At 70.6% G+C, this 17824-nt stretch carries 17 protein-coding genes, 8 tRNA genes and 3 pseudogenes; 9 read left to right on the top strand and 19 right to left on the bottom strand.

The genetic code is table 11. The features are described from left to right. Positions 1–5: 5 nt before the first annotated feature. Together thrS and HTV45_RS14050 are read right to left on the bottom strand one after the other, a co-directional pair. Positions 6–1982, bottom strand: coding sequence for a threonine--tRNA ligase (thrS, locus tag HTV45_RS14055; protein WP_215206065.1), 1977 nt, complete (start codon positions 1980–1982; stop codon positions 6–8). A 124-nt stretch (positions 1983–2106) separates the two neighbouring features. Further along, positions 2107–2244: a hypothetical protein gene (locus HTV45_RS14050; RefSeq protein ID WP_215206201.1), complete on the bottom strand. Its 138-nt coding sequence runs from the start codon at positions 2242–2244 to the stop codon at positions 2107–2109. A gap of 423 nt (positions 2245–2667) precedes the next feature. On the opposite strand from HTV45_RS14050, the gene HTV45_RS14045 reads away from it, so the two are divergent. Then, positions 2668–3393 carry an exonuclease domain-containing protein gene (locus HTV45_RS14045; RefSeq protein WP_215206194.1) on the top strand — a complete coding sequence of 242 codons (726 nt, stop codon included), beginning with the start codon at positions 2668–2670 and terminating at the stop codon, positions 3391–3393. A gap of 84 nt (positions 3394–3477) precedes the next feature. On the opposite strand, the gene HTV45_RS14040 is transcribed toward HTV45_RS14045, so the two are convergent. From HTV45_RS14040 to HTV45_RS14000, 9 genes and pseudogenes are all read right to left on the bottom strand, one after another. Further along, a tRNA-Val gene (locus tag HTV45_RS14040) sits at positions 3478–3549 on the bottom strand. Positions 3550–3588: 39 nt separating this feature from the next. Next, positions 3589–4038, bottom strand: coding sequence for an SRPBCC family protein (locus tag HTV45_RS14035; protein WP_215206064.1), 450 nt, complete (start codon positions 4036–4038; stop codon positions 3589–3591). A gap of 36 nt (positions 4039–4074) precedes the next feature. After that, a pseudogene (locus HTV45_RS14030) lies at positions 4075–5417 on the bottom strand (hypothetical protein); the annotation flags it as partial. Positions 5418–5511: 94 nt separating this feature from the next. Then, a pseudogene (locus HTV45_RS14025) lies at positions 5512–5734 on the bottom strand (sugar ABC transporter substrate-binding protein); the annotation flags it as partial. Between the two features lie 30 nt (positions 5735–5764). After that, positions 5765–6967, bottom strand: coding sequence for an RNA-guided endonuclease TnpB family protein (locus HTV45_RS14020; protein ID WP_215206063.1), 1203 nt, complete (start codon positions 6965–6967; stop codon positions 5765–5767). 136 nt (positions 6968–7103) lie between these two features. Then, positions 7104–7825 (bottom strand): annotated as a pseudogene (locus HTV45_RS14015) (ABC transporter substrate-binding protein); the annotation flags it as partial. 371 nt (positions 7826–8196) lie between these two features. After that, positions 8197–8268, bottom strand: a tRNA-Val gene (locus HTV45_RS14010). A gap of 6 nt (positions 8269–8274) precedes the next feature. Beyond that, positions 8275–8346: transfer RNA gene (locus tag HTV45_RS14005), tRNA-Val, on the bottom strand. A gap of 79 nt (positions 8347–8425) precedes the next feature. Beyond that, entirely contained in the window at positions 8426–8884 is a 459-nt protein-coding gene (locus tag HTV45_RS14000) for a TIGR02611 family protein (RefSeq protein WP_215206062.1), read from the bottom strand. A 191-nt stretch (positions 8885–9075) separates the two neighbouring features. On the opposite strand from HTV45_RS14000, the gene HTV45_RS13995 reads away from it, so the two are divergent. Both HTV45_RS13995 and HTV45_RS13990 read left to right on the top strand, forming a co-directional pair. Next, complete coding sequence (locus HTV45_RS13995) at positions 9076–9489, top strand: SsgA family sporulation/cell division regulator (protein ID WP_004002642.1); 414 nt, start codon at positions 9076–9078, stop codon at positions 9487–9489. A gap of 486 nt (positions 9490–9975) precedes the next feature. Beyond that, a complete protein-coding gene (locus tag HTV45_RS13990; protein ID WP_215206061.1) occupies positions 9976–10536 on the top strand; it encodes a CGNR zinc finger domain-containing protein in 561 nt (186 codons plus the stop codon). A 461-nt stretch (positions 10537–10997) separates the two neighbouring features. Here the strand turns inward: HTV45_RS13990 and HTV45_RS13985 are convergent, their stop codons facing one another. Then, complete coding sequence (locus HTV45_RS13985) at positions 10998–11171, bottom strand: hypothetical protein (RefSeq protein WP_156698612.1); 174 nt, start codon at positions 11169–11171, stop codon at positions 10998–11000. A 133-nt stretch (positions 11172–11304) separates the two neighbouring features. Further along, positions 11305–11754 carry a hypothetical protein gene (locus HTV45_RS13980; RefSeq protein WP_215206060.1) on the bottom strand — a complete coding sequence of 150 codons (450 nt, stop codon included), beginning with the start codon at positions 11752–11754 and terminating at the stop codon, positions 11305–11307. A gap of 196 nt (positions 11755–11950) precedes the next feature. Here HTV45_RS13980 and HTV45_RS13975 point away from each other — a divergent pair, with 196 nt between their 5' ends. Next, on the top strand, positions 11951–12478 hold the full coding sequence (locus HTV45_RS13975) for a DsbA family protein (protein WP_215206059.1): 528 nt from the start codon (positions 11951–11953) through the stop codon (positions 12476–12478). A 46-nt stretch (positions 12479–12524) separates the two neighbouring features. On the opposite strand, the gene HTV45_RS13970 is transcribed toward HTV45_RS13975, so the two are convergent. From HTV45_RS13970 to HTV45_RS13960, 3 genes are all read right to left on the bottom strand, one after another. Then, positions 12525–13349, bottom strand: coding sequence for an N-acetyltransferase (locus tag HTV45_RS13970; protein ID WP_215206058.1), 825 nt, complete (start codon positions 13347–13349; stop codon positions 12525–12527). Between the two features lie 112 nt (positions 13350–13461). Next, the gene (locus tag HTV45_RS13965) at positions 13462–14283 is read right to left on the bottom strand and encodes an aminotransferase class IV (RefSeq protein ID WP_215206057.1); all 822 of its coding nucleotides are present in this window, start codon (positions 14281–14283) and stop codon (positions 13462–13464) included. Continuing rightward, positions 14280–15332, bottom strand: coding sequence for a chorismate-binding protein (locus tag HTV45_RS13960; protein ID WP_215206056.1), 1053 nt, complete (start codon positions 15330–15332; stop codon positions 14280–14282). Before HTV45_RS13960 ends, HTV45_RS13965 begins: the two co-directional genes overlap by 4 nt. Positions 15333–15509: 177 nt before the next feature. On the opposite strand from HTV45_RS13960, the gene HTV45_RS13955 reads away from it, so the two are divergent. From HTV45_RS13955 to HTV45_RS13935, 5 genes are all read left to right on the top strand, one after another. Then, positions 15510–15582 (top strand) — tRNA-Gly (locus HTV45_RS13955). Positions 15583–15619: 37 nt separating this feature from the next. Beyond that, positions 15620–15693: transfer RNA gene (locus tag HTV45_RS13950), tRNA-Cys, on the top strand. 1 nt (position 15694) lies between these two features. Beyond that, positions 15695–15766 (top strand) — tRNA-Val (locus HTV45_RS13945). A gap of 19 nt (positions 15767–15785) precedes the next feature. Then, a tRNA-Val gene (locus HTV45_RS13940) sits at positions 15786–15857 on the top strand. 43 nt (positions 15858–15900) lie between these two features. Continuing rightward, positions 15901–15972: transfer RNA gene (locus HTV45_RS13935), tRNA-Val, on the top strand. A gap of 48 nt (positions 15973–16020) precedes the next feature. On the opposite strand, the gene HTV45_RS13930 is transcribed toward HTV45_RS13935, so the two are convergent. The 3 genes from HTV45_RS13930 to HTV45_RS13920 all read right to left on the bottom strand — a co-directional run bounded on the left by HTV45_RS13930 (position 16021) and on the right by HTV45_RS13920 (position 17705). Then, positions 16021–16320, bottom strand: a complete 300-nt coding sequence (locus HTV45_RS13930) for a zf-TFIIB domain-containing protein (protein WP_215206055.1) — start codon at positions 16318–16320, stop codon at positions 16021–16023. 100 nt (positions 16321–16420) lie between these two features. Further along, positions 16421–17356: an aminoglycoside phosphotransferase family protein gene (locus HTV45_RS13925; protein ID WP_308309576.1), complete on the bottom strand. Its 936-nt coding sequence runs from the start codon at positions 17354–17356 to the stop codon at positions 16421–16423. A gap of 169 nt (positions 17357–17525) precedes the next feature. After that, positions 17526–17705 (bottom strand): hypothetical protein, encoded by a 180-nt coding sequence (locus tag HTV45_RS13920; protein ID WP_215206053.1) that lies wholly within the window; start codon positions 17703–17705, stop codon positions 17526–17528. Positions 17706–17824 lie beyond the last annotated feature (119 nt).

Raw genomic sequence — 17824 nt, 5'->3', positions numbered from 1 at the left:
GTACGTCACACCTGAACGCGACGCTCCACCACATCGACGAGCTTGGCCAGTGCCTGGTCACGCGGAATGCCGTTCTCCTGCGAGCCGTCGCGGTAGCGGAACGACACCGTGCCCGCGTGCATGTCCTCGTCACCGACGATGATCATGAAGGGGACCTTCTGCTTCTGCTGCGTGCGGATCTTCTTCTGCATCCGGTCCGAGGAGGCGTCCACCTCGACGCGCAGCCCCTTGCGCCGTGCCTCGCCCGCGAACTCCTCCAGGTACCGCACATGAGCGTCACCGACCGGGATGCCCACCGCCTGGACCGGGGCGAGCCACGCCGGGAACGCGCCCGCGTAGTGCTCCAGGAGCACCGCGAAGAACCGCTCGATCGAGCCGAACAGCGCGCGGTGGATCATGACCGGGCGGGTCTTGGAGCCGTCCGCGGCCGTGTACTCCAGGTCGAAGCGCTCCGGCAGGTTGAAGTCGAGCTGGATGGTCGACATCTGCCAGGTGCGGCCGATGGCGTCGCGCGCCTGGACGGAGATCTTCGGACCGTAGAAGGCGGCGCCGCCCGGATCCGCCACGAGCTCCAGGTTCTGCTTCCCGGCGACCTGGCGCAGCGTTTCCGTGGCCTCCTCCCATGCCTCGTCGGAGCCGACGAACTTCGTCTCGTCCTTGGTGGAAAGCTCCAGGTAGAAGTCGGTCAGGCCGTAGTCGCGCAGCAGGTTGAGGACGAAGGTGAGGGTCTTGTCGAGCTCCTCCGACATCTGCTCGCGGGTGCAGTAGATGTGCGCGTCGTCCTGGGTGAAGCCGCGGGCCCGGGTCAGGCCGTGCACGACGCCCGACTTCTCGTAGCGGTACACGGTCCCGAACTCGAACATGCGCAGCGGCAGTTCACGGTAGGACCGGCCCCGCGCGTCGAAGATCAGGTTGTGCATCGGGCAGTTCATGGGCTTGAGGTAGTAGTCCACGCCCTCGTCGAGCTGCATGGGCGGGTACATGCCGTCGGCGTACCAGTCCAGGTGGCCCGAGGTCTCGAAGAGGCGCCCCTTCGTCGCGTGCGGGGTGTAGACGAACTCGTAGCCCTCTTCCTCGTGCCTGCGGCGCGAGTAGTCCTCCATGACCCGGCGGACGATGCCGCCCTTGGGGTGGAAGACGGCGAGGCCGGAACCGATCTGCTCCGGGATGGAGAACAGGTCGAGCTCGCTGCCCAGCTTGCGGTGGTCGCGCTTCTCGGCCTCGGCGAGGAACTCCAGGTGGGCCTTCAGCTCGTCCTTGGTGGGCCAGGCGGTGCCGTAGATGCGCTGGAGCTGCTTGTTCTTCTCGCTGCCGCGCCAGTACGCCGACGCGTTGCGCATCAGCTTGAACGCCGGGATGTTCCGGGTGGTGGGCAGGTGGGGACCGCGGCAGAGGTCCTTCCAGCACAGCTCGCCGGTCTTGGCGTCCAGGTTGTCGTAGATCGTCAGCTCGCCGGCGCCGACCTCGACGTCCGCCCCGTCGTCGTGCGAGGCGGAGCCCTTGAGACCGATCAGCTCCAGCTTGTACGGCTCGTCGGCGAGTTCCTCGCGGGCCTCGTCGTCGGTCACCACGCGGCGGGCGAAGCGCTGGCCGCGCTTCTGGATCTCCTGCATCTTCTTCTCGACGGCCTTGAGGTCCTCCGGCGTGAACGGCTTGTCCACGTCGAAGTCGTAGTAGAAGCCGTCCCGGACCGGCGGGCCGATGCCCAGCTTGGCCTCGGGGAAGAGTTCCTGCACGGCCTGGGCCATCACGTGCGCGGTGGAGTGGCGCAGGATGTTCAGACCGTCCTCGGAGGAGATCTCGACCGCCTCGACGGTCTCGCCGTCCCTGACCTCGCAGGAGAGGTCCCTGAGCTCACCGGCCACGCGCGCGGCGATGACCGAGCGCTCGCCGGCGAAGAGCTCGGCGGCCGTAGTGCCCGTCGTCACCACGCGTTCGTCCCGCTCGGAATCGCGTTGGATGATCACACGGACGTCTGACACCGGTCTCTCCTGACTGAAGGCTGTGGTCGCGGCGCCATACCGGAGCGCACGCATGGGTGCGATCGTACCGACCCGGACGGGCTGGCCGCGAAATCATTCTCCCCCGCCGGGACGGCGGGCCGCGTCAGCCCCCGCCGTCCCGCCCGCCTGCCCCGCCGAAGAAGGCCGCGGTCCCGGCCTTCGCCCGGAGGGCCTTGACCAGGCGGTCCCGCTCGTCCCCGTGGCCGGTCTCCGCCCCGGCGCGTACACGCGTCCGGATCACGCCCTCACCACATGGCGCGGACCGGTGCATCCGTACGACGGTGCCGGTGAGCCGAACGGTCGGACGGCTCCGCCCGCCGGTGGCGCGGGCCGGCCTCGCGCAGGACCGGCAGGCCGCCGGGGAGAACCCGACGGGTTCCGCGGCGGCCGCAGCCGGCCTGCGGGGTCGCCTTGCAGGCGGTGGTGGCGAGGGTGCCGCGAGGGGCCGGCAGGCGCCCGCGCCGCAGCCCGTCCCGTCCGGGCCGCGCGACGGCCACGGCCAACAGCCGTCCAGCACGGTGTTCTCCCCGTACGGGTCACTGAACTGCAAAGACGCGTACTCCTGTTGCCTCCTTCCGGCGTACGCCGCGAACAGGCCGGGTATCACCGGTTCGGGCAGTCGACTGTGCGTCAACTGCCGAGGGTGAGCGAGGGGCTGGTGGGTATGGCGTGCTGGTTCGAAGGGCCGTTGGCCGCCTTCGACACGGAGACGACGGGCGTGGACGTCGAGAACGACCGGATCGTGTCGGCCGCTCTCGTCGTCCAGGACGGACCGGGGTCCCGGCCCCGGGTGACCCGCTGGCTGGTGAATCCGGGGGTGCCGGTGCCTCCCGGGGCGACGCTGGTGCACGGGCTGACGGACGAGCATCTGCAGCGCAACGGCCGCTGGCCGGCGCCGGTGATGTACGAGGTGGCCCAGGCGCTGGCGGAGCAGGCCCGGGTGAGCCGGCCGCTGGTGGTGATGAACGCGCCGTTCGATCTCACGCTGCTGGACCGGGAGTTGCGCAGGCACCGGGCGTCGTCGCTGGCCGACTGGTTCGAGCGGACGCCGCTGCTGGTGCTGGACCCGTGGGTGCTGGACAGGCATCTGGACCGCTGCCGCGAGGGCCGGCGCACGCTGACCGATCTGTGCGCCCAGTACGAGGTGCCGCTGGAGGCCGCGCACGACGCGGCGGCGGACGCGGCGGCCGCGCTGGAGGTCGCCCGGGCGGTGGGGCGGCGTTTCGCGTCCCGGCTCGAGCGGTTCTCGCCCGGTGAGCTGCACACCCTGCAGGCGGTGTGGCACGCGGCGCAGGCCCGGGGGCTTCAGGCGTGGTTCGCGCCCAGCGGCACGGACGAGGTGGTCGACCCGGCGTGGCCGCTGCGTCCGGATCTGCCCGCGGCGGCGTGAGGGCCGCCTGTCGGGGAACGGAAGAAGCCCGGATGGCCAGGGACACAAAAAGCCGGTCCGTCAGGGACGGACCGGCTTTCCCGGTGGGCGATACTGGGTTCGAACCAGTGACCTCTTCGGTGTGAACGAAGCGCTCTCCCACTGAGCTAATCGCCCGGGAACGCAGTGAACAATACAGGTCCGGGGAGGCTTCCTTCAAACCGCTTGCAGGTGTGCGGTCAGTCCGCGCCGGCCGGCCCGCATCATCGCCGCGTGGTTGGCGCGGAAGACGGGCCGGGCGGGCACGGCGAGCAGCCGCAGCAGTGGCTTGCGTACGTCGACCTCCTGCTCGTAGTGGACGAGACAGCCGTGGGCGCCCAGGCCGGTGACGGTCCAGCGGGCGAGGCCGTCGATGTCGCCCGACAGGCCCGCCTCCAGGACCCCGGTCTCCCGGTCGCGCCGCCCCTCCCGCACGGTCGAGGTCAGGTCGTAGGGCAGGAGGGAGCGGATCGTGACGATCCCGCTGGTGTCGTCGAGGCGGGTGACGTCGCGTACCTGGGGCCACCACAGGGGGTAGTCGTCGATCCGTTCCAATGCGCTGTACACCGCCGCGGCGGGCGCGGACAGGGTCCACAGACTGCGGAAGCGGTAATGGTTCCAGTCCATGTACGGAGTGTGCCCGCCCACGCCCGGGATGTGCGGCTACGGCATCCGGTCCCCCAGCAGCGCCAGGTTCTCGATCGCGGCGAGGCCGTAGAGCGCGGTGTCGTTGGTGGTGACCCAGGTGGCCTCGCTCCCCGCGACCAGGGCGGTCGGTCCGCTCACCTTCTCGGTCTTCCAGGGTGCCGATTCCCTGTAGCCGTCGGAGTCGTAGAACCTCTCCCAGGCCCGCTTCGCCAGCTGCTCGTCGCCGGTCCGCGCGGCGGCGTAGGCGTCGAGGCGGGAGTGGCCCTGGAAGAGGAGCAGGCTGCCGAAGTCGGAGCCGTAGCGCGCGGCCTGTTCCGCCTTGCTCGCGTTGAAGTAGCGGCAGTAGTCGTAGTACGCCTCCTCGAACTCCGGCATGTCGACGAGGTCGATGAGTTCCGCGCACAGTTCGCTCAGGCCGAAGACGGCGGACAGGTGGGAGACCTCGACCTTCGGGGTCGGGGCGACGGCGAACTTCCCGGTGTCGAGGTCGTACAGGCCGCTGCCCTGGACGAAGCCGTTGGGCTGGGCGGCGATGGTCTTGGGTCCTCGATCTTCGCCCTGGCCGGGGTGGAGCGGTCGGGTTCGGCGTACAGGCCCTTGCCGAAGACGCCGGCGCCGATGAGCTGGCGGGGCGGGGCTGCGAGTTGCGGGAGGACTCGTACGGCGGCGACCTGCTCGGCGAGCTTCGCGGGGGCCGGGGTGGAGGCGTTGGCCCAGAAGAGGAGTTCGGAGGTGCGGGCGATGCCGTAAGAGGTGCCGAATCCGGGTTCGTAGTCCTCGTAGGTGATGTTGAGGCCTTCGAGCTGTTCGGGGAAGGTGTCCTGGCCCATGCCGTCGTGGTAGAAGCGCAGGTCCATGGGCTGGGCTTCGGGTGACCAGAGCCAGAGGGTGATCTCGGCCGCGTCGGTCTGGGCGTCGCGGACGTCGAGCTGGGCGGGGTGCTTCTCCCAGAAGTCGCGCAGGCCGAAGGAGAGGCCGCCGGTGACACCGCCGGCGTAGCCGAAGCCGGAGGCGCGCCGGCCGCCGCCGGCGCCGATCCAGCCGTGGCCCTTCTTGGTGCGTTTGCGCAGGGTGAAGCCGTCGGCGGAGAGCTGGGAGAGGGTGTAGTCGCCCCATTCGGGGATGTACTGCAGACGGGTGGTGACCCGCTGGTCCCAGGTGGCGGGGTCGGGGAGCCTCTCGCCGGCGAACTGGGCCGCCTGGACCGCGGCTCCCGGGTCGCGGCGCAGTCCGGTGATGCCTTTGACGGCCTCGCGGAGCAGCCCGGTGCCCTCGCCGCCGAGGCGGATGTGGCGGTCGTAGGACGCGTCGCGCAGGGGGACCGTGAAGCGCACGCCGAGGCTGCGGACCTGTTCCCCTGTCTGTATTCTCACACGTGCCTGCGCCATGACGACCGCCTCAGCCCTTTAGTCCGGAGGTGGCCATGCCGTCGATGAGATGGCGCTGGAAGGCCGTGAATTCGGACGCCGCGAGACCCGCGGAGAGCGCCGCCTTGAGCTTGACCTGCTCGACCCTTTTCGGGTCGGCGATGAGCCCGGACTTCACCCGTTTGTAGCCGTCCGCCCACCACTCGGTCAGATCGTCCTCGGTGAGACCCAGATCGGTGTCCGTGAAGAAGGCCTTGCCGTTCTGACGGAGGTAGTGAGGCGAGGTAGAGGTCGTACAGGTACTTGACATCCTCCCCCTCCTGAAGGGAGGGGGATTCCTACGGCTCGCGCCGTGGGGTTTTCTGCTTCGTCGCCGGCTGCCCGCCCGGCGTACGCCGTTGGGGTCTCACACCAGCTCCACAGACTGTCACCGAGAGCCCCTCGGCCAGCACATTCTTCGCGGCGTTCACGTCCCGGTCGTGGGTCGCGCCGCACCTGCACGTCCACTCGCGGACGTTCAGTGGCATCTTCCCCTGGAGAGAGCCACATGCGGAGCACAGCCTGGAGGAGGGGAACCAGCGGTCGACGGCGACCAGGTCCCTTCCGTACCAGGCGCACTTGTACTCCAGCATGCCGCGCATAGTGGTCCACGACGCATCCGAGATGGCGCGGGCCAGGGAATGGTTCCTGACCATGTTGCGTACGGTCAGATCCTCGATCACGATCGTTTGGTTCTCACGAACGAGACGAGTGGTCAGCTTGTGCAGGAAGTCGCGCCTGCGGTCGGCGATGCGGGCATGGACCCTCGCGACCTTGCGCCGGGCCTTCGCCCGGTTCGCTCCGTCCCCCCTGGCCTTCTTCGCCAGCACCCGTTGGGCCCTGACGAGACGGGCGCGGTCCTTACGCTCGAATGTGGGGTTGGTGACCTTCTCCCCGGTGGAGAGGGTCAGCAGGGAGGTGAGACCGGCGTCGATACCGACAGCGTTCGTGGTCCCGGGCATGGGTGCGGGGATGTCGTCACACAGCATCGACACGAACCAGCGCCCGGCCGGATCCTGCGACACGGTCACCGTGGACGGCGTCGCACCTTCGGGAAGGGGACGGGACCACACGATGTCGAGCGGTTCGCGCATCCTGGCGAGGGTCAGCTCGCCATCGCGGAAGCGGAAACCGCTGGTGGTGTACTCCGCGGACTTCCGCGACTTCTTCCGGGACTTGAAGGCCGGGTACTTGGCCCGCCTACCGAAGAAGTTGGTGAACGCGCCTTGCAGGTGCCGCAGTGTCTGCTGCAATGGCACCGACGACACATCGGAGAGGAAAGCCAGTTCCTCGGATTTCTTCCACGAGGTGAGCATGGCCGAGGTCTGGTTGTAGTTGACCCGCTCCTGACGGAGCGTCCACGCCTCGGTACGGGCCTGGAGGGCAAGGTTGTAGACCTTCCGCACGCACCCGAACGTGCGCGACAGCTCCGCTGCCTGCGCATCGGTCGGACGGAAGCGGTACTTGAACGCCCGCTTCACCTGGTTCGTGACCACGCTCACAAACTAGCGGGTCCGCGACTTAAGACCAAACCTGCGGGTCACAGCACTGTTTTCCGCCCTGGCGGCGGATCCCAGCCGTTGCCCTGCTCCGCAGGAGCTGTGATTCCTCCCCGAACTGAAGCACGGGGTATCCACACAGAAGGAAAAGACCGAGGTACTGGCCGGTGTCCGTGCCGTCCGTGGTGGGGATCGGCGCCAGCCCGTAGTCGGACTCCCCCTCGCCCTCATAGCGGATGGAGAAGTTGTCCCAAATGATACTGTCGCGGCGATCTTCAGCTTGTCCTGGATCTTCTGCAGCGCGTCGAAGTACTCGTCCCAGGTCCAGCCGAACGTCGCCTGCACGCCGGCCTTCCGGAAGGCCTTGAGGTCGATGACGAGCGCCATGGTGTTGGCACCGACAGGGACGGCGATCTGCTTGCCGTCGACCTGACCGTTCGCCAGAACTCCGTTGCGGAAGTTGTCCAGGCTCAGATGTCCGGCGTCCGCCTGCGTTGTGAGATCCAGCAGAACACCGCGCTTGTCGTACTTGCGCAGGAATCCGACCGCATTCTGGAATACGTCCGGCGGATTCCCGCCGGAGGCCTGGGTCTGGAACTTCTCCCAGAACGCCTCGTAGTCGGTGAATTCCGGCTTGATCCTGATCTTCGGGTGCTTCTTCTCGAAGAGTTCGATCGTCTTCCTGATGGCGATGGTGCGGGGTTCACCACCCCACCAGGCGTAACGGAGCGTTACCGTCCCGTCGCCCGAGCCGCCCCCTCCCCCACAGGCGGTGGCCGTCGCGCTCAGGCCCGCGACGGCCAGCGAGGCACCCGCCGCCTTCAGGACCGTCCGCCTCCCGGCATCCCTGCTCTGCTGCATATGAGCCTCCCCGCGGCGTCCGCGTCGCCTCATGAATCGTTTCAAGCAAGCGCTTGCTGGCACAAGTTACGGAGGGCTCGGGGGGACGTCAATGAGTCGGACAGGAATTCGTGCGCGCCGGGAGATCGCGCAGTCGGCGACATCGCCGGCTCCCGGGTTCCCGCCGGGACCGAACCTCCAGGTCGGCACCCCTCGGCCGGCGGACCGAACACCGTGGAGCCGGCCCGGGCGGAGACGGGGGAACGTCACGGCCGGACGAAGGCGCCTCGCCGGAAGCGGGACGGCGGGACAGGGCGCCGGACGGCTCCCGGGAGGCCCACGACAAAGCGGCCCGGCTCACGAATCGTGAGCCGGGCCGCCTGATGATCCGGTGGGCGATACTGGGTTCGAACCAGTGACCTCTTCGGTGTGAACGAAGCGCTCTCCCACTGAGCTAATCGCCCGNCCGGTGGGCGATACTGGGTTCGAACCAGTGACCTCTTCGGTGTGAACGAAGCGCTCTCCCACTGAGCTAATCGCCCGGACGCAGGGAGAACATTACCCGATGTCAGGGGGCGCGCGTGACCAACGGGGGCAGGGCGGGCCGGTCCCCGGCGAGGGTCACTGGTTCTTGATCTCCCAGGGCATCACGAGGCCGAACTTCCACAGGTAGAAGCCGCACACCGCGGCCACGATCACCGCTCCCAGCGAGGTCAGGATGATGTTCCGGCGCCGCACCCGGGGATCCAGGGCACGCTGGGCCGCTTCGGTGACCTTGCGCTTGGTCCAGCGCAGCACCAGCTGGGCCCAGACGAACTCGGTCGCCCAGATGGCCATGCCACCGAAGATCACGACCCACCCCGGCCCGGGCAGCACCAGCATCGCGGCGCCGGCCGCCACGACCGCGAGGCCGACGACGAAGACGCCCACCTGCCAGCCGATGTGCAGTGCGCGGCGCGCTTTGACGAACTCCGGTGCCCTGGATCCGAGAGCGCGCTCGTCCCGGCTCTCGCCCTCGTCCACCATCACCCCGTGAGCCGCCGCCGTGACCTCGACAGACTTGTCACTCCCCGTGTTCATACGGCCAAACACTACCCGAGCGAATCACATCACCGGAATGGGCGCAGGATCCGAACGATCTCTCGGCCGGAAGAGTTACGTAAACGCACGCAAAACACTCAGAGGGGTTTACAACGGCACCGTAGGTGGCATGTCGATTTCGCCGACGTGCGAATCCCCGAGCGCACACTGAGCGAAAGGCCCTGGCGCTTATGAACACCACGGTCAGCTGCGAGCTGCACCTGCGCCTCGTTGTGTCGAGCGAGTCCTCCCTGCCTGTCCCCGCAGGCCTGCGGTACGACACGGCCGACCCCTACGCCGTGCACGCCACCTTCCACACCGGAGCCGAGGAGACCGTCGAGTGGGTGTTCGCCCGCGACCTCCTCGCCGAGGGGCTCCACCGCCCCACGGGCACCGGCGACGTCCGCGTCTGGCCGTCGCGCAGTCACGGTCAGGGCGTCGTGTGCATCGCCCTGAGCTCACCGGAGGGGGAAGCCCTGCTCGAGGCCCCGGCACGGGCTCTGGAGTCCTTCCTGAAGCGCACAGACGCCGCCGTGCCTCCCGGCACGGAACACCGGCACTTCGACCTCGATCAGGAGCTCTCGCACATCCTGGCGGAAAGCTAGGCGAGGCTCATCAAGCCGCCCGGCGCCGTCGACTCGGGGTGACGGCTCGGGCCCGGACAGCCGCGTACGGACCACCGCACACGGCTCACACACAACGGCGCCGACGCCGCGGGTCACCGCGGCCGGCGCCGTTGTGCCGTGCGGCGCCCGCGCGGGGACGGGCGGCCGGGAGGGACGCCTCGCGGCCGGGCGGCGAGGCGGTACTCCCGGCTGCCGGACGGGACGCAGCGGCGACCGGGCAGGGCAGAGGCCCACCGGGTACGACCCGGCCGGCTGGGCTGGGCCGGGCGGGTGATGCGACGGGGCGGCCCGGCGGGTGTCGCGGGGCGACGTGGGGTGACGTGGGGTGACCGGGAACGGCTGTGAGGGTTCCGGCGTTGAATTCGAAGCCATGTGCGGAGCGGAGAGGCACGGTGTTCGCCGGAGCCAGTACGATCGGCCAGCATCGGCGGGCGCCCGCCCGACCCCCAGGCCAGGGAGCGAATCGTGCTGATCACCCACGACACCCGGTGTGCACTCGACACCGTGGTGGATCTGGTCAACACCGCGCCGGAGGACGACACGACGCCGGACGGACTGCCGGACGTCCCGGCACTCCAGGTTTTCGTGCGGGAGCACCAGGTCAGCGAGGTCGGGGTGCTCACCGAGGCCGATCTGGCCGCGGTGCGCAGGATCCGATCCCGGTTCGCTGCGGTCTTCGCCGCTCCCGACCCCCGCGTCGCGGCCGGGCTGATCAACGAGCTGATCGCGGCGGCGGGCACCACCCCCCGGCTGACCGACCACGACGGCTACGACTGGCACGTGCACTACTTCGCGCCCGGCGCTTCCGTCGCCGACCATCTCGCCGCCGACTGCGGGATGGCGCTGGCCTTCTTCGTGGTCGCCGGGGAACAGGAGCGGCTGCGGCGCTGTGAGGCCCCGGACTGCCGGTACGCCTTCGTCGACCTCTCCCGCAACCGCTCACGCCGCTACTGCGACAGCCGCACCTGCGGCAACCGTCTGCACGTCGCCGCGTACCGGGCACGCCGCAAGGAGGCCGCTGGCTGATCCGGCGAGACCGGCGGCCCGCCCCGCCGGCCTCGGCGGGAGCCCGTACGTGACGGGGCCCCGGGACGCCGGCTTGGAGGTCCGGAGGTTCGGTCGGAGGTTCGGGGGCCCTCCCCGGTCCCTCGGAGCGGGTCTCGCCGGCCCGCCCGGAGTCCGGGGGGCGTGCCCCACGACATGGCGCAGGGGATCAAGCACTGCGCGTCCCGGCACGAGGTCCATGACGATCTCCGCGGAGGCGGCAGCCCGCGAAGCGTGCCCCTGAGGCGGGTCGAACACCCGATCCGGCGGAGCCACCGGTCCCGGCCTGCGGATTCCGGCGCCTTGATCCCAAGGGCGGTGCAACCGGCGGCGTACCGGCAGCCGGACGCATGGCTCGGAAGAGCCCTCGCGTGCCCGACGGGGTCGGTCGATGCCGTGCCGACGCGGTCCCGACGGGTGACGTCGGGTACCGCGGGTACGGCTCACAGCCACAGCAGGTCGTGCAGAGCAGCCGTGAGCAGCAGACACCCGATCACCGCAAGGAAGATCATCAGCGGTGGCTGGGATAGGGCGAAGAGGCATCCACGCGGCTCGTCCTGCTGCGGCGCGGCATCGCTCTGTGTCGTATCCAGCATCTCGCCGCGATGATGACGCATCGGAAGCTCCCGACGCGATCAACACTCACGGAAAGCTTGTGAGTTCGCCGAAAGCGCGATCTACGGTCCGGCTTGTGATCATTTCCGGGCGCTCCGGGACTGCCCGGTGACGTTTCCGCCCGGTTCCGCGATGTCAGATGCCGTGCTTCTTGAGGATGGCCTCGATGTCACTGAAGTCGTCGTCGCCCCGGGACGCCGGCGCCTGTTTCGCCTGCTTGGCCGCCGGGCGCGCTCCCTGGCCCAGCGCGGGCGCCGAGGCTTCCGGGGCCACCGCGCCCGGGGACTCCGCGGCGCGGGCGGCCTTGCGCTCCTTGCGGGTGGTGCCGCCGCGGCGGCGCTCCACGGTGCGGGTGGTCGCGAACAGCACCCAGGACAGCCCCAGCAGTCCGAAGCCCGCCCAGGCCGTGGGGCTGAAGGCCGTGTCGGCGAGCCACTGGACGAGGCCGGTCATCACCAGGGCGACGGGCACCAGCGAGTAGGCGGCGACACGGGCCGCGGCGAGGAAGCGTTTGCGGTAGGCCGTGACCACCGCGATGCCCAGGCCCGCCGCGGAGACGGCGGAGCAGACGGTCTCGGCAATCATCCGGTCCTCCAGGCAGCGTACGGTCGCGGCGGTACTTCCCTTCCCTCCATCCTGCACCTGCCGGACCCCGCGGGGCCATCTCCCGGCCGCAGATCAGGGACATCTCCGGGTCGGATCCTCCCCAGGTCCCGGTAGGGGGCCGGGGCCGGACGGGCCGACTTGGGCGGTGCGGAACCGGGCTGGAAGACTGTGGCCCATGAGCGACTCCTCCCCCGTCCGTCCCGCCGGCACCCCCGTCCTCGACATCTGGTGCGAACTGCAGTGCCCGGACTGCCGCGGCGCCCTCGATGATCTCCGTGCCCTGCGGGCGCGCTACGGCGACGGTCTGGAGCTGCGGCTGCGGCACTTCCCGCTGGCGAAGCACAAGCACGCCTTCGCCGCCGCCCAGGCCGTCGAGGAGGCGCTGGAGCAGGGGCAGGGCTGGGCGTACGCCGAAGCCGTGCTGGGGCGGGTCGAGGAGCTGGACCGCCGGGGTGAGGAGTTCCTCGTCGAGGTCGCCCGGGACCTCGGTCTGGACGCCGGGGAGTTCGACACCGCGCTGATCGACGGGCGGCACATCCTGATCGTGGACGCGGACCAGGCCGAGGGCAAGGCGATCGGGGTGACCGGCACGCCGACGTATGTGATCGGCGGTGAGCGTCTCGACGGAGGAGAGAGCCAGGAGGGACTGCGCGGGCGCGTCGAGGAGATCGTGGACCGGCTGCTGGCCGAGCGGCGGGACTGACACCGGAGCCGAGCGCCGGCACCGGGCCACCCCACCGATGCCTGAGCTATGCCAGCGCCTTGTACATGAAGTACCGCGTCGTGCCGTAGCCGAGGGAGTCGTAGAGCCGCTCGGCCGGCGTGTTGCCGGCGAAGACGTTCAAGCCGATGGTCCGCCGGCCCGCGGCGACCGCCTGGGCCTCGGCGAGCAGCATGAGAGCGCGTCCGTGCCCCCGGCCCCGGTGGGCGGCGTCGGTCTCGACGTCGAAGACGAAGGCCCGTTCCCCGGTCACCGCCAGCCACAGGGTGCCCACGGGCGTACCCCGGTGCTCGAGAACGCTGAAGAGCATGCCCTCGGTGGCGTGGCCCGCGGGCAGGAGCACGGCGTCGTCGTTCGCCGCCTTGGCCCGCGCCTCGGCCTCCGGCACCCCGCGCCGGATCCAGTCCCGCGCGTACTCCTCCCGCCCCCTGGCCCGCCAGGGGCCGAACTCCGACTCGGTCATGGACCGGGCCACGCTGCCCTGCGGCAGAGCGGGCGGGGTGGCGTCGAGTTGTTTGTCCAGGTTCCGGTTGCGTACGACGTAACCGAGCGCGGTGGCGAGCCCGAGGGCGGTACCGGAGCCGCCGGGGACCGATGCCTCGATACGGCGGCACCCCCAGCCCCGGGCCACCTCCTCCGCCGCGAGCGCCGCCACGGTGCCCCGGCCGCGGTGACGGTCCGGTTCGTCGATGCGCAGGACCATGATCCGGGCCACGGCATCACCGAAGACCGGGTGTGTGCCCAGGTGGACCTCTCCGACGGGACGGCCGTTCACACACACCTGGTAGCGGCGTGAACGCGTGCCGTCGGGGGCCAGCTGAAGCGGCTCGGCCGGCCGCAGGGTGGTGGTCATCAGAAGAGGTTCTACCCGCCTGCTCCCCGCCCGGCACCGAGGGCCCCCGGGGACCTGCCCGGCCGGTCCGCGTCCCGGCGGACCGGGTTCCGGCGGACCGGGTTCCGGGACCTCACGGATCGAGGTCGGCCCCGGAGCGCTCGTCGAAGATCCGCATGGCCTTGGCGGTCACCGGGCCGGGGGCGCCGGGCAGTTCACGGCCGTCGACGCGGTGCACGGCCTGTACGTCGCGCAGGGTGGAGGTCAGGAAGATCTCCTCCGCCCGCTCCAGCACGTCCAGGGGCAGGTCGGTCTCCCTGGCACCGGTCCACTCGGCGGCGAGCGCCCGGGTGATGCCGGCCAGGCAGCCGGAGGCGAGCGGCGGGGTGTGCAGTTCGCCGTCGATCACGACGAAGACGTTCGACCCTGTGCCCTCGCAGAGTTGTCCCACGGTGTTGCCGAACAAGGCCTCGGAGGCGCCCTGTTCCCTGGCCCGGGCGAGGGCGACGACGTTCTCGGCGTACGAGGTGGTCTTCAGGCCGGTGAGCGCACCACGCTCGTTGCGCGTCCAGGGGACGGTGACGACGGCGGTCGAGTCGGGACGGCGGGCGGTCTCGCCGAGGGCGACCACGAGGGTCGGCCCGTGCTCGCCGCGGTCGGAGCCCAGCGGGCCGTGGCCACCGGTGTAGGTGAGCCGCAGCCGGCCGAGCGGCATGGGATTGGCCTCGAGGACGGCGGCGCAGGCGCGGCGGACCTCGTCGAGGTCGGGATCGGGCAGCCCCAGCCCCCGGGCCGAGCGGGTCAGCCGGTCGAGATGCCGGGTGAGCGCGAACGGACGTCCGTCCACGGCCTTCACCGTCTCGAAGATGCCGTCGCCCACGGTCAGTCCGTGATCGAAGACGGAGACGCGGGCGGACTCCGTGTCCTGCAGCCCGCCGTCGAGCCAGATCTTCACGTCCAGGTCCCTTCAGTCACCTCGTACGTTCCCGACGCTACCGCGAGCAGCCGGGAGGCCTTCAGTTCGGTCTCCCGCCACTCCCCCTCGGGGTCGGAGCCCCAGGTGATCCCGGCGCCGGTACCGAAACGCAGTACGGCGCCGACGCCGGTGTGCCGGTCGATCCAGAAGGTGCGGATGCCGACCGCCAGCACTCCGGTGCCGCGGTCGGCGTCGACCCAGCCGATGCCTCCGCAGTAGGGTCCGCGGGGTGCCGTCTCCAGCGCGTCGATGATCCGCAGGGCGCTCGACTTGGGCGCGCCGGTGACGGAGCCGGGCGGGAAGGCGGCCGCGAGCAGGTCCGCCCAGCCGGCCCGGGTGCGCAGTTCCCCGCGCACCGTCGACACGAGGTGGACCAGGCCGGGGTGCTTCTCGACGGCGCACAGGTCGGGGACGGTCACCGTGCCGGTCGCGCAGACGCGGCCGATGTCGTTGCGGACCAGGTCGACGATCATGACGTTCTCGGCGTAGTCCTTCTCCAGCAGGTCGGCCTCGGTCCGGCCGGTCCCCTTGATCGGCCCGGACTCGACGGTCCGGCCCTCGCGGCGCAGGAAGAGCTCGGGCGACGCGGTGGCGATCTCCACTCCGTGCTCCGGCAGCCGAAACGTTCCGGCGTAGGGCGCGGGGTTGCCCCGGGCCAGCAGGGCGGTGAGGGCGTCCACGTCGGCGTCCGCCGGCAGCGGGGCGGACAGGACGCGGCAGAGGTTGGCCTGGTAGACCTCGCCGGCGGCTATGTGCGCGCGGATGCGGCGGACGCCCGCCGTGTACGCGGCGCGGTCGAGCGAGGACGCCCAGTCACCGTCCGCGGGTCCCCGCCAGGCTCCCGGCACCGGCGCCGGGACCGGCTCCTCCCTGACCTCCCGGAAGCGAGCGCAGGTCAGACGGCCCTCGAAGTCGGCGGCGACGGCCCAGAAGCCACTGGAGTCCAGGGCCGCGGGATCGTCGGTGACGTCGAGAAGTCCGGTGGCGACGCGGTCGCCGAAGCGGGCGAGAGGCGGGAGGTCGAGCACGTGTCGAGTCTATGGCGGGCGCGTCACGGGTGGCGTGGTCACGGGCGTCGAGGGCGGCCGGGCACCTCTGTGAGCAGGCGCACCGCAGCACGCTGCACAAACGGGTTTTTGTACTGGCACCGGAATCCGCTAGAGTTCACCTCGTCGCCGGAAAGCGCAAGCCGACCGAACCGACAGGCGGACGTAGCTCAGTTGGTAGAGCGCAACCTTGCCAAGGTTGAGGTCGCGAGTTCGAACCTCGTCGTCCGCTCGCAGGAAGAGGGGGCATCCCGGCCCCCTGCACTCCGGGTGGAGTGGCCGAGAGGCGAGGCAACGGCCTGCAAAGCCGTCTACACGGGTTCAAATCCCGTCTCCACCTCCAAGGACGATTAGCTCAGCGGGAGAGCGCTTCCCTGACACGGAAGAGGTCACTGGTTCAATCCCAGTATCGTCCACTGGATCCCCGGATCCCCCGCGCGATTAGCTCAGCGGGAGAGCGCTTCCCTGACACGGAAGAGGTCACTGGTTCAATCCCAGTATCGCGCACGCAGTGCTCATGATCCGCTCCCCGGAGTGGTCGTGGTCCCGAGGACGATTAGCTCAGCGGGAGAGCGCTTCCCTGACACGGAAGAGGTCACTGGTTCAATCCCAGTATCGTCCACATCCCCGAAGCCCCCGGTCCGCGCGACCGGGGGCTTCGTCGTGCGGGTCAGCTGGAGAAGAGCATGTGCCCGAAGCCCTTCTTCCGGCGGTGACCGTAGTGGCCGCCGTGCGGGGCCCCCCACCCGGGCGCCTGGGGAGCCGCCGGGTACGCCTGCGGGGCGGCCGGCGGGGCGACAGGGGGCGCCGCGGCAGGGGGCGCGGGCTGGGACCACTGGGACTCCAGCCGGGTCAGTGACTCCAGCTCGCCGTAGTCGAGGAAGATGCCCCGGCACCCGCTGCACTGCTCGATCTGGACACCGTTGCGGTTGTAGGTATGCATCGGTGCACGGCACTTCGGACACTGCATGATCGGTCAACTCCTCGCCGGTCGTTCCCGCTTCGTGTATCGCCAGGACAGACTCCGTCCGCCCGCGGGTCGGTTGCACCCTACTGCGCCGGATCCGGGGTCAAGTCCGTGGGAGGCAAGGGCCGGCGGCGGCCATCCGCGCGCAGGCGTCGACCAGTGACCGCTCCACCTCGTCCAGCGGCCGGTCCGCCGCGACCGCCTTGGTGACGGCCCGGGCCGCGGTCTGTGCCGTCAGCGCACGGGCCGGGACGTCCAGCGTGGGCCAGGGATCACCACCGGACGGCACGGCCGGACCGCCGGCCGCGCGGTAGGCGGTCAGGAAGCGGTGCCACTCGTCGGGCCCGAGCACTCCGCAGGCGTACCAGGCCGCCGGGCGGGCCAGGTCCCACGCCGGGACGCCGGTGCCGAGGTCGTCGACGTCGATCAGCAGCCAGAAGTCTCCGGGTGCCGGGTGGCGTACGAGCTGGCCGAGGTGGAAGTCGCCGTGACAGAGCGTCGCCGTGTCCGGCATGGGCGCCTCGCCGCGGGCCCAGCCGGGCAGGGCGGCCCAGGCGTCCAGCACGGGAGCGGTGGCGGGGTGGCGGGGGGCGGCGGTGCGGAGGCGGGCGACGGCGCGGGCTGCCTTCCGGGGGCCGCGCATGGGCGGCACGGGAACGGGCGGCGGGGTGCGGTGCAGGCGTGCGAGGAGGGTGGCCGCGCACTCCCAGGGGGCGGCGTCGGGGTCGTCCGGATCCACGGGGGTGCCGTAGGGCCAGTGGGTGACCAGCCGCCCGCGCAGGACGACGGGGGCCGGGGAGAGCGGAGGGAGGAGGATGCCGGGCAGTGCGGCGGCGACGGTGACCCGGAGGGCGAGGTGGGCGGGATCGCTGCCGGGCGGGTGGGCCTTGGCGACGGTGCCGGCGTGGCGGACCACGGTGCTGTCGCGTTCACCGGTGACGAGAGGTTCCGCGGGGCAGTCGCAGGGGCCGGTACCCGGGCGGGTGTGGGCTTCCGCGGTGACATGGGCTGTCAGGGCGGGGAGGAGGTCCGTGGTCACGGGGTGAGGGTACGGGGCGGGCCCCTCCGGCAGGCGTCCGCGCAGAGCAATGCCGGCGCAGCTCCCCAGCTGCGCCGGCATTCTTGCCGTCCGCCGCACCCCCGTCCCCACGGGGTTTCATGGGTGGATGTCCCCGCCCGGACCGCTCTGCCGGGCCTGAGGTCGCCGTTCAGCGCCCCAGCATCTCTCCCACGGACGACGCCTGCATGGCCACTGTCTCCCACCCGTCGAAGACGAGGAGGAGCAGGACCGCCAGGGGGAGGGCCATCAGCGTCGCCACCACCGGGTGACGGCGGTCCTCGCCGCGATCCCGGTTGCGGACTGCTGTCCGCGGTGCCGTGTATGCCATGGTCCCTCTCCTGGCCGTTTCTGTTGTGTCTGGCAGCGGCGGGCGTCTGACCTCGGGGGACGAGTGCTGCACCCGCCGCTTGACCTCAAATCTATGGGTCAGGCGCCCGTCGGACGTCA

Origin of the sequence: Streptomyces sp. CHD11, from assembly GCF_018638295.1 — a bacterium.
Lineage (GTDB): Bacteria > Actinomycetota > Actinomycetes > Streptomycetales > Streptomycetaceae > Streptomyces.
The sequence above is the reverse complement of the archived record's forward strand: the minus strand, read 5'-3'. Positions and strand labels throughout refer to the sequence as shown.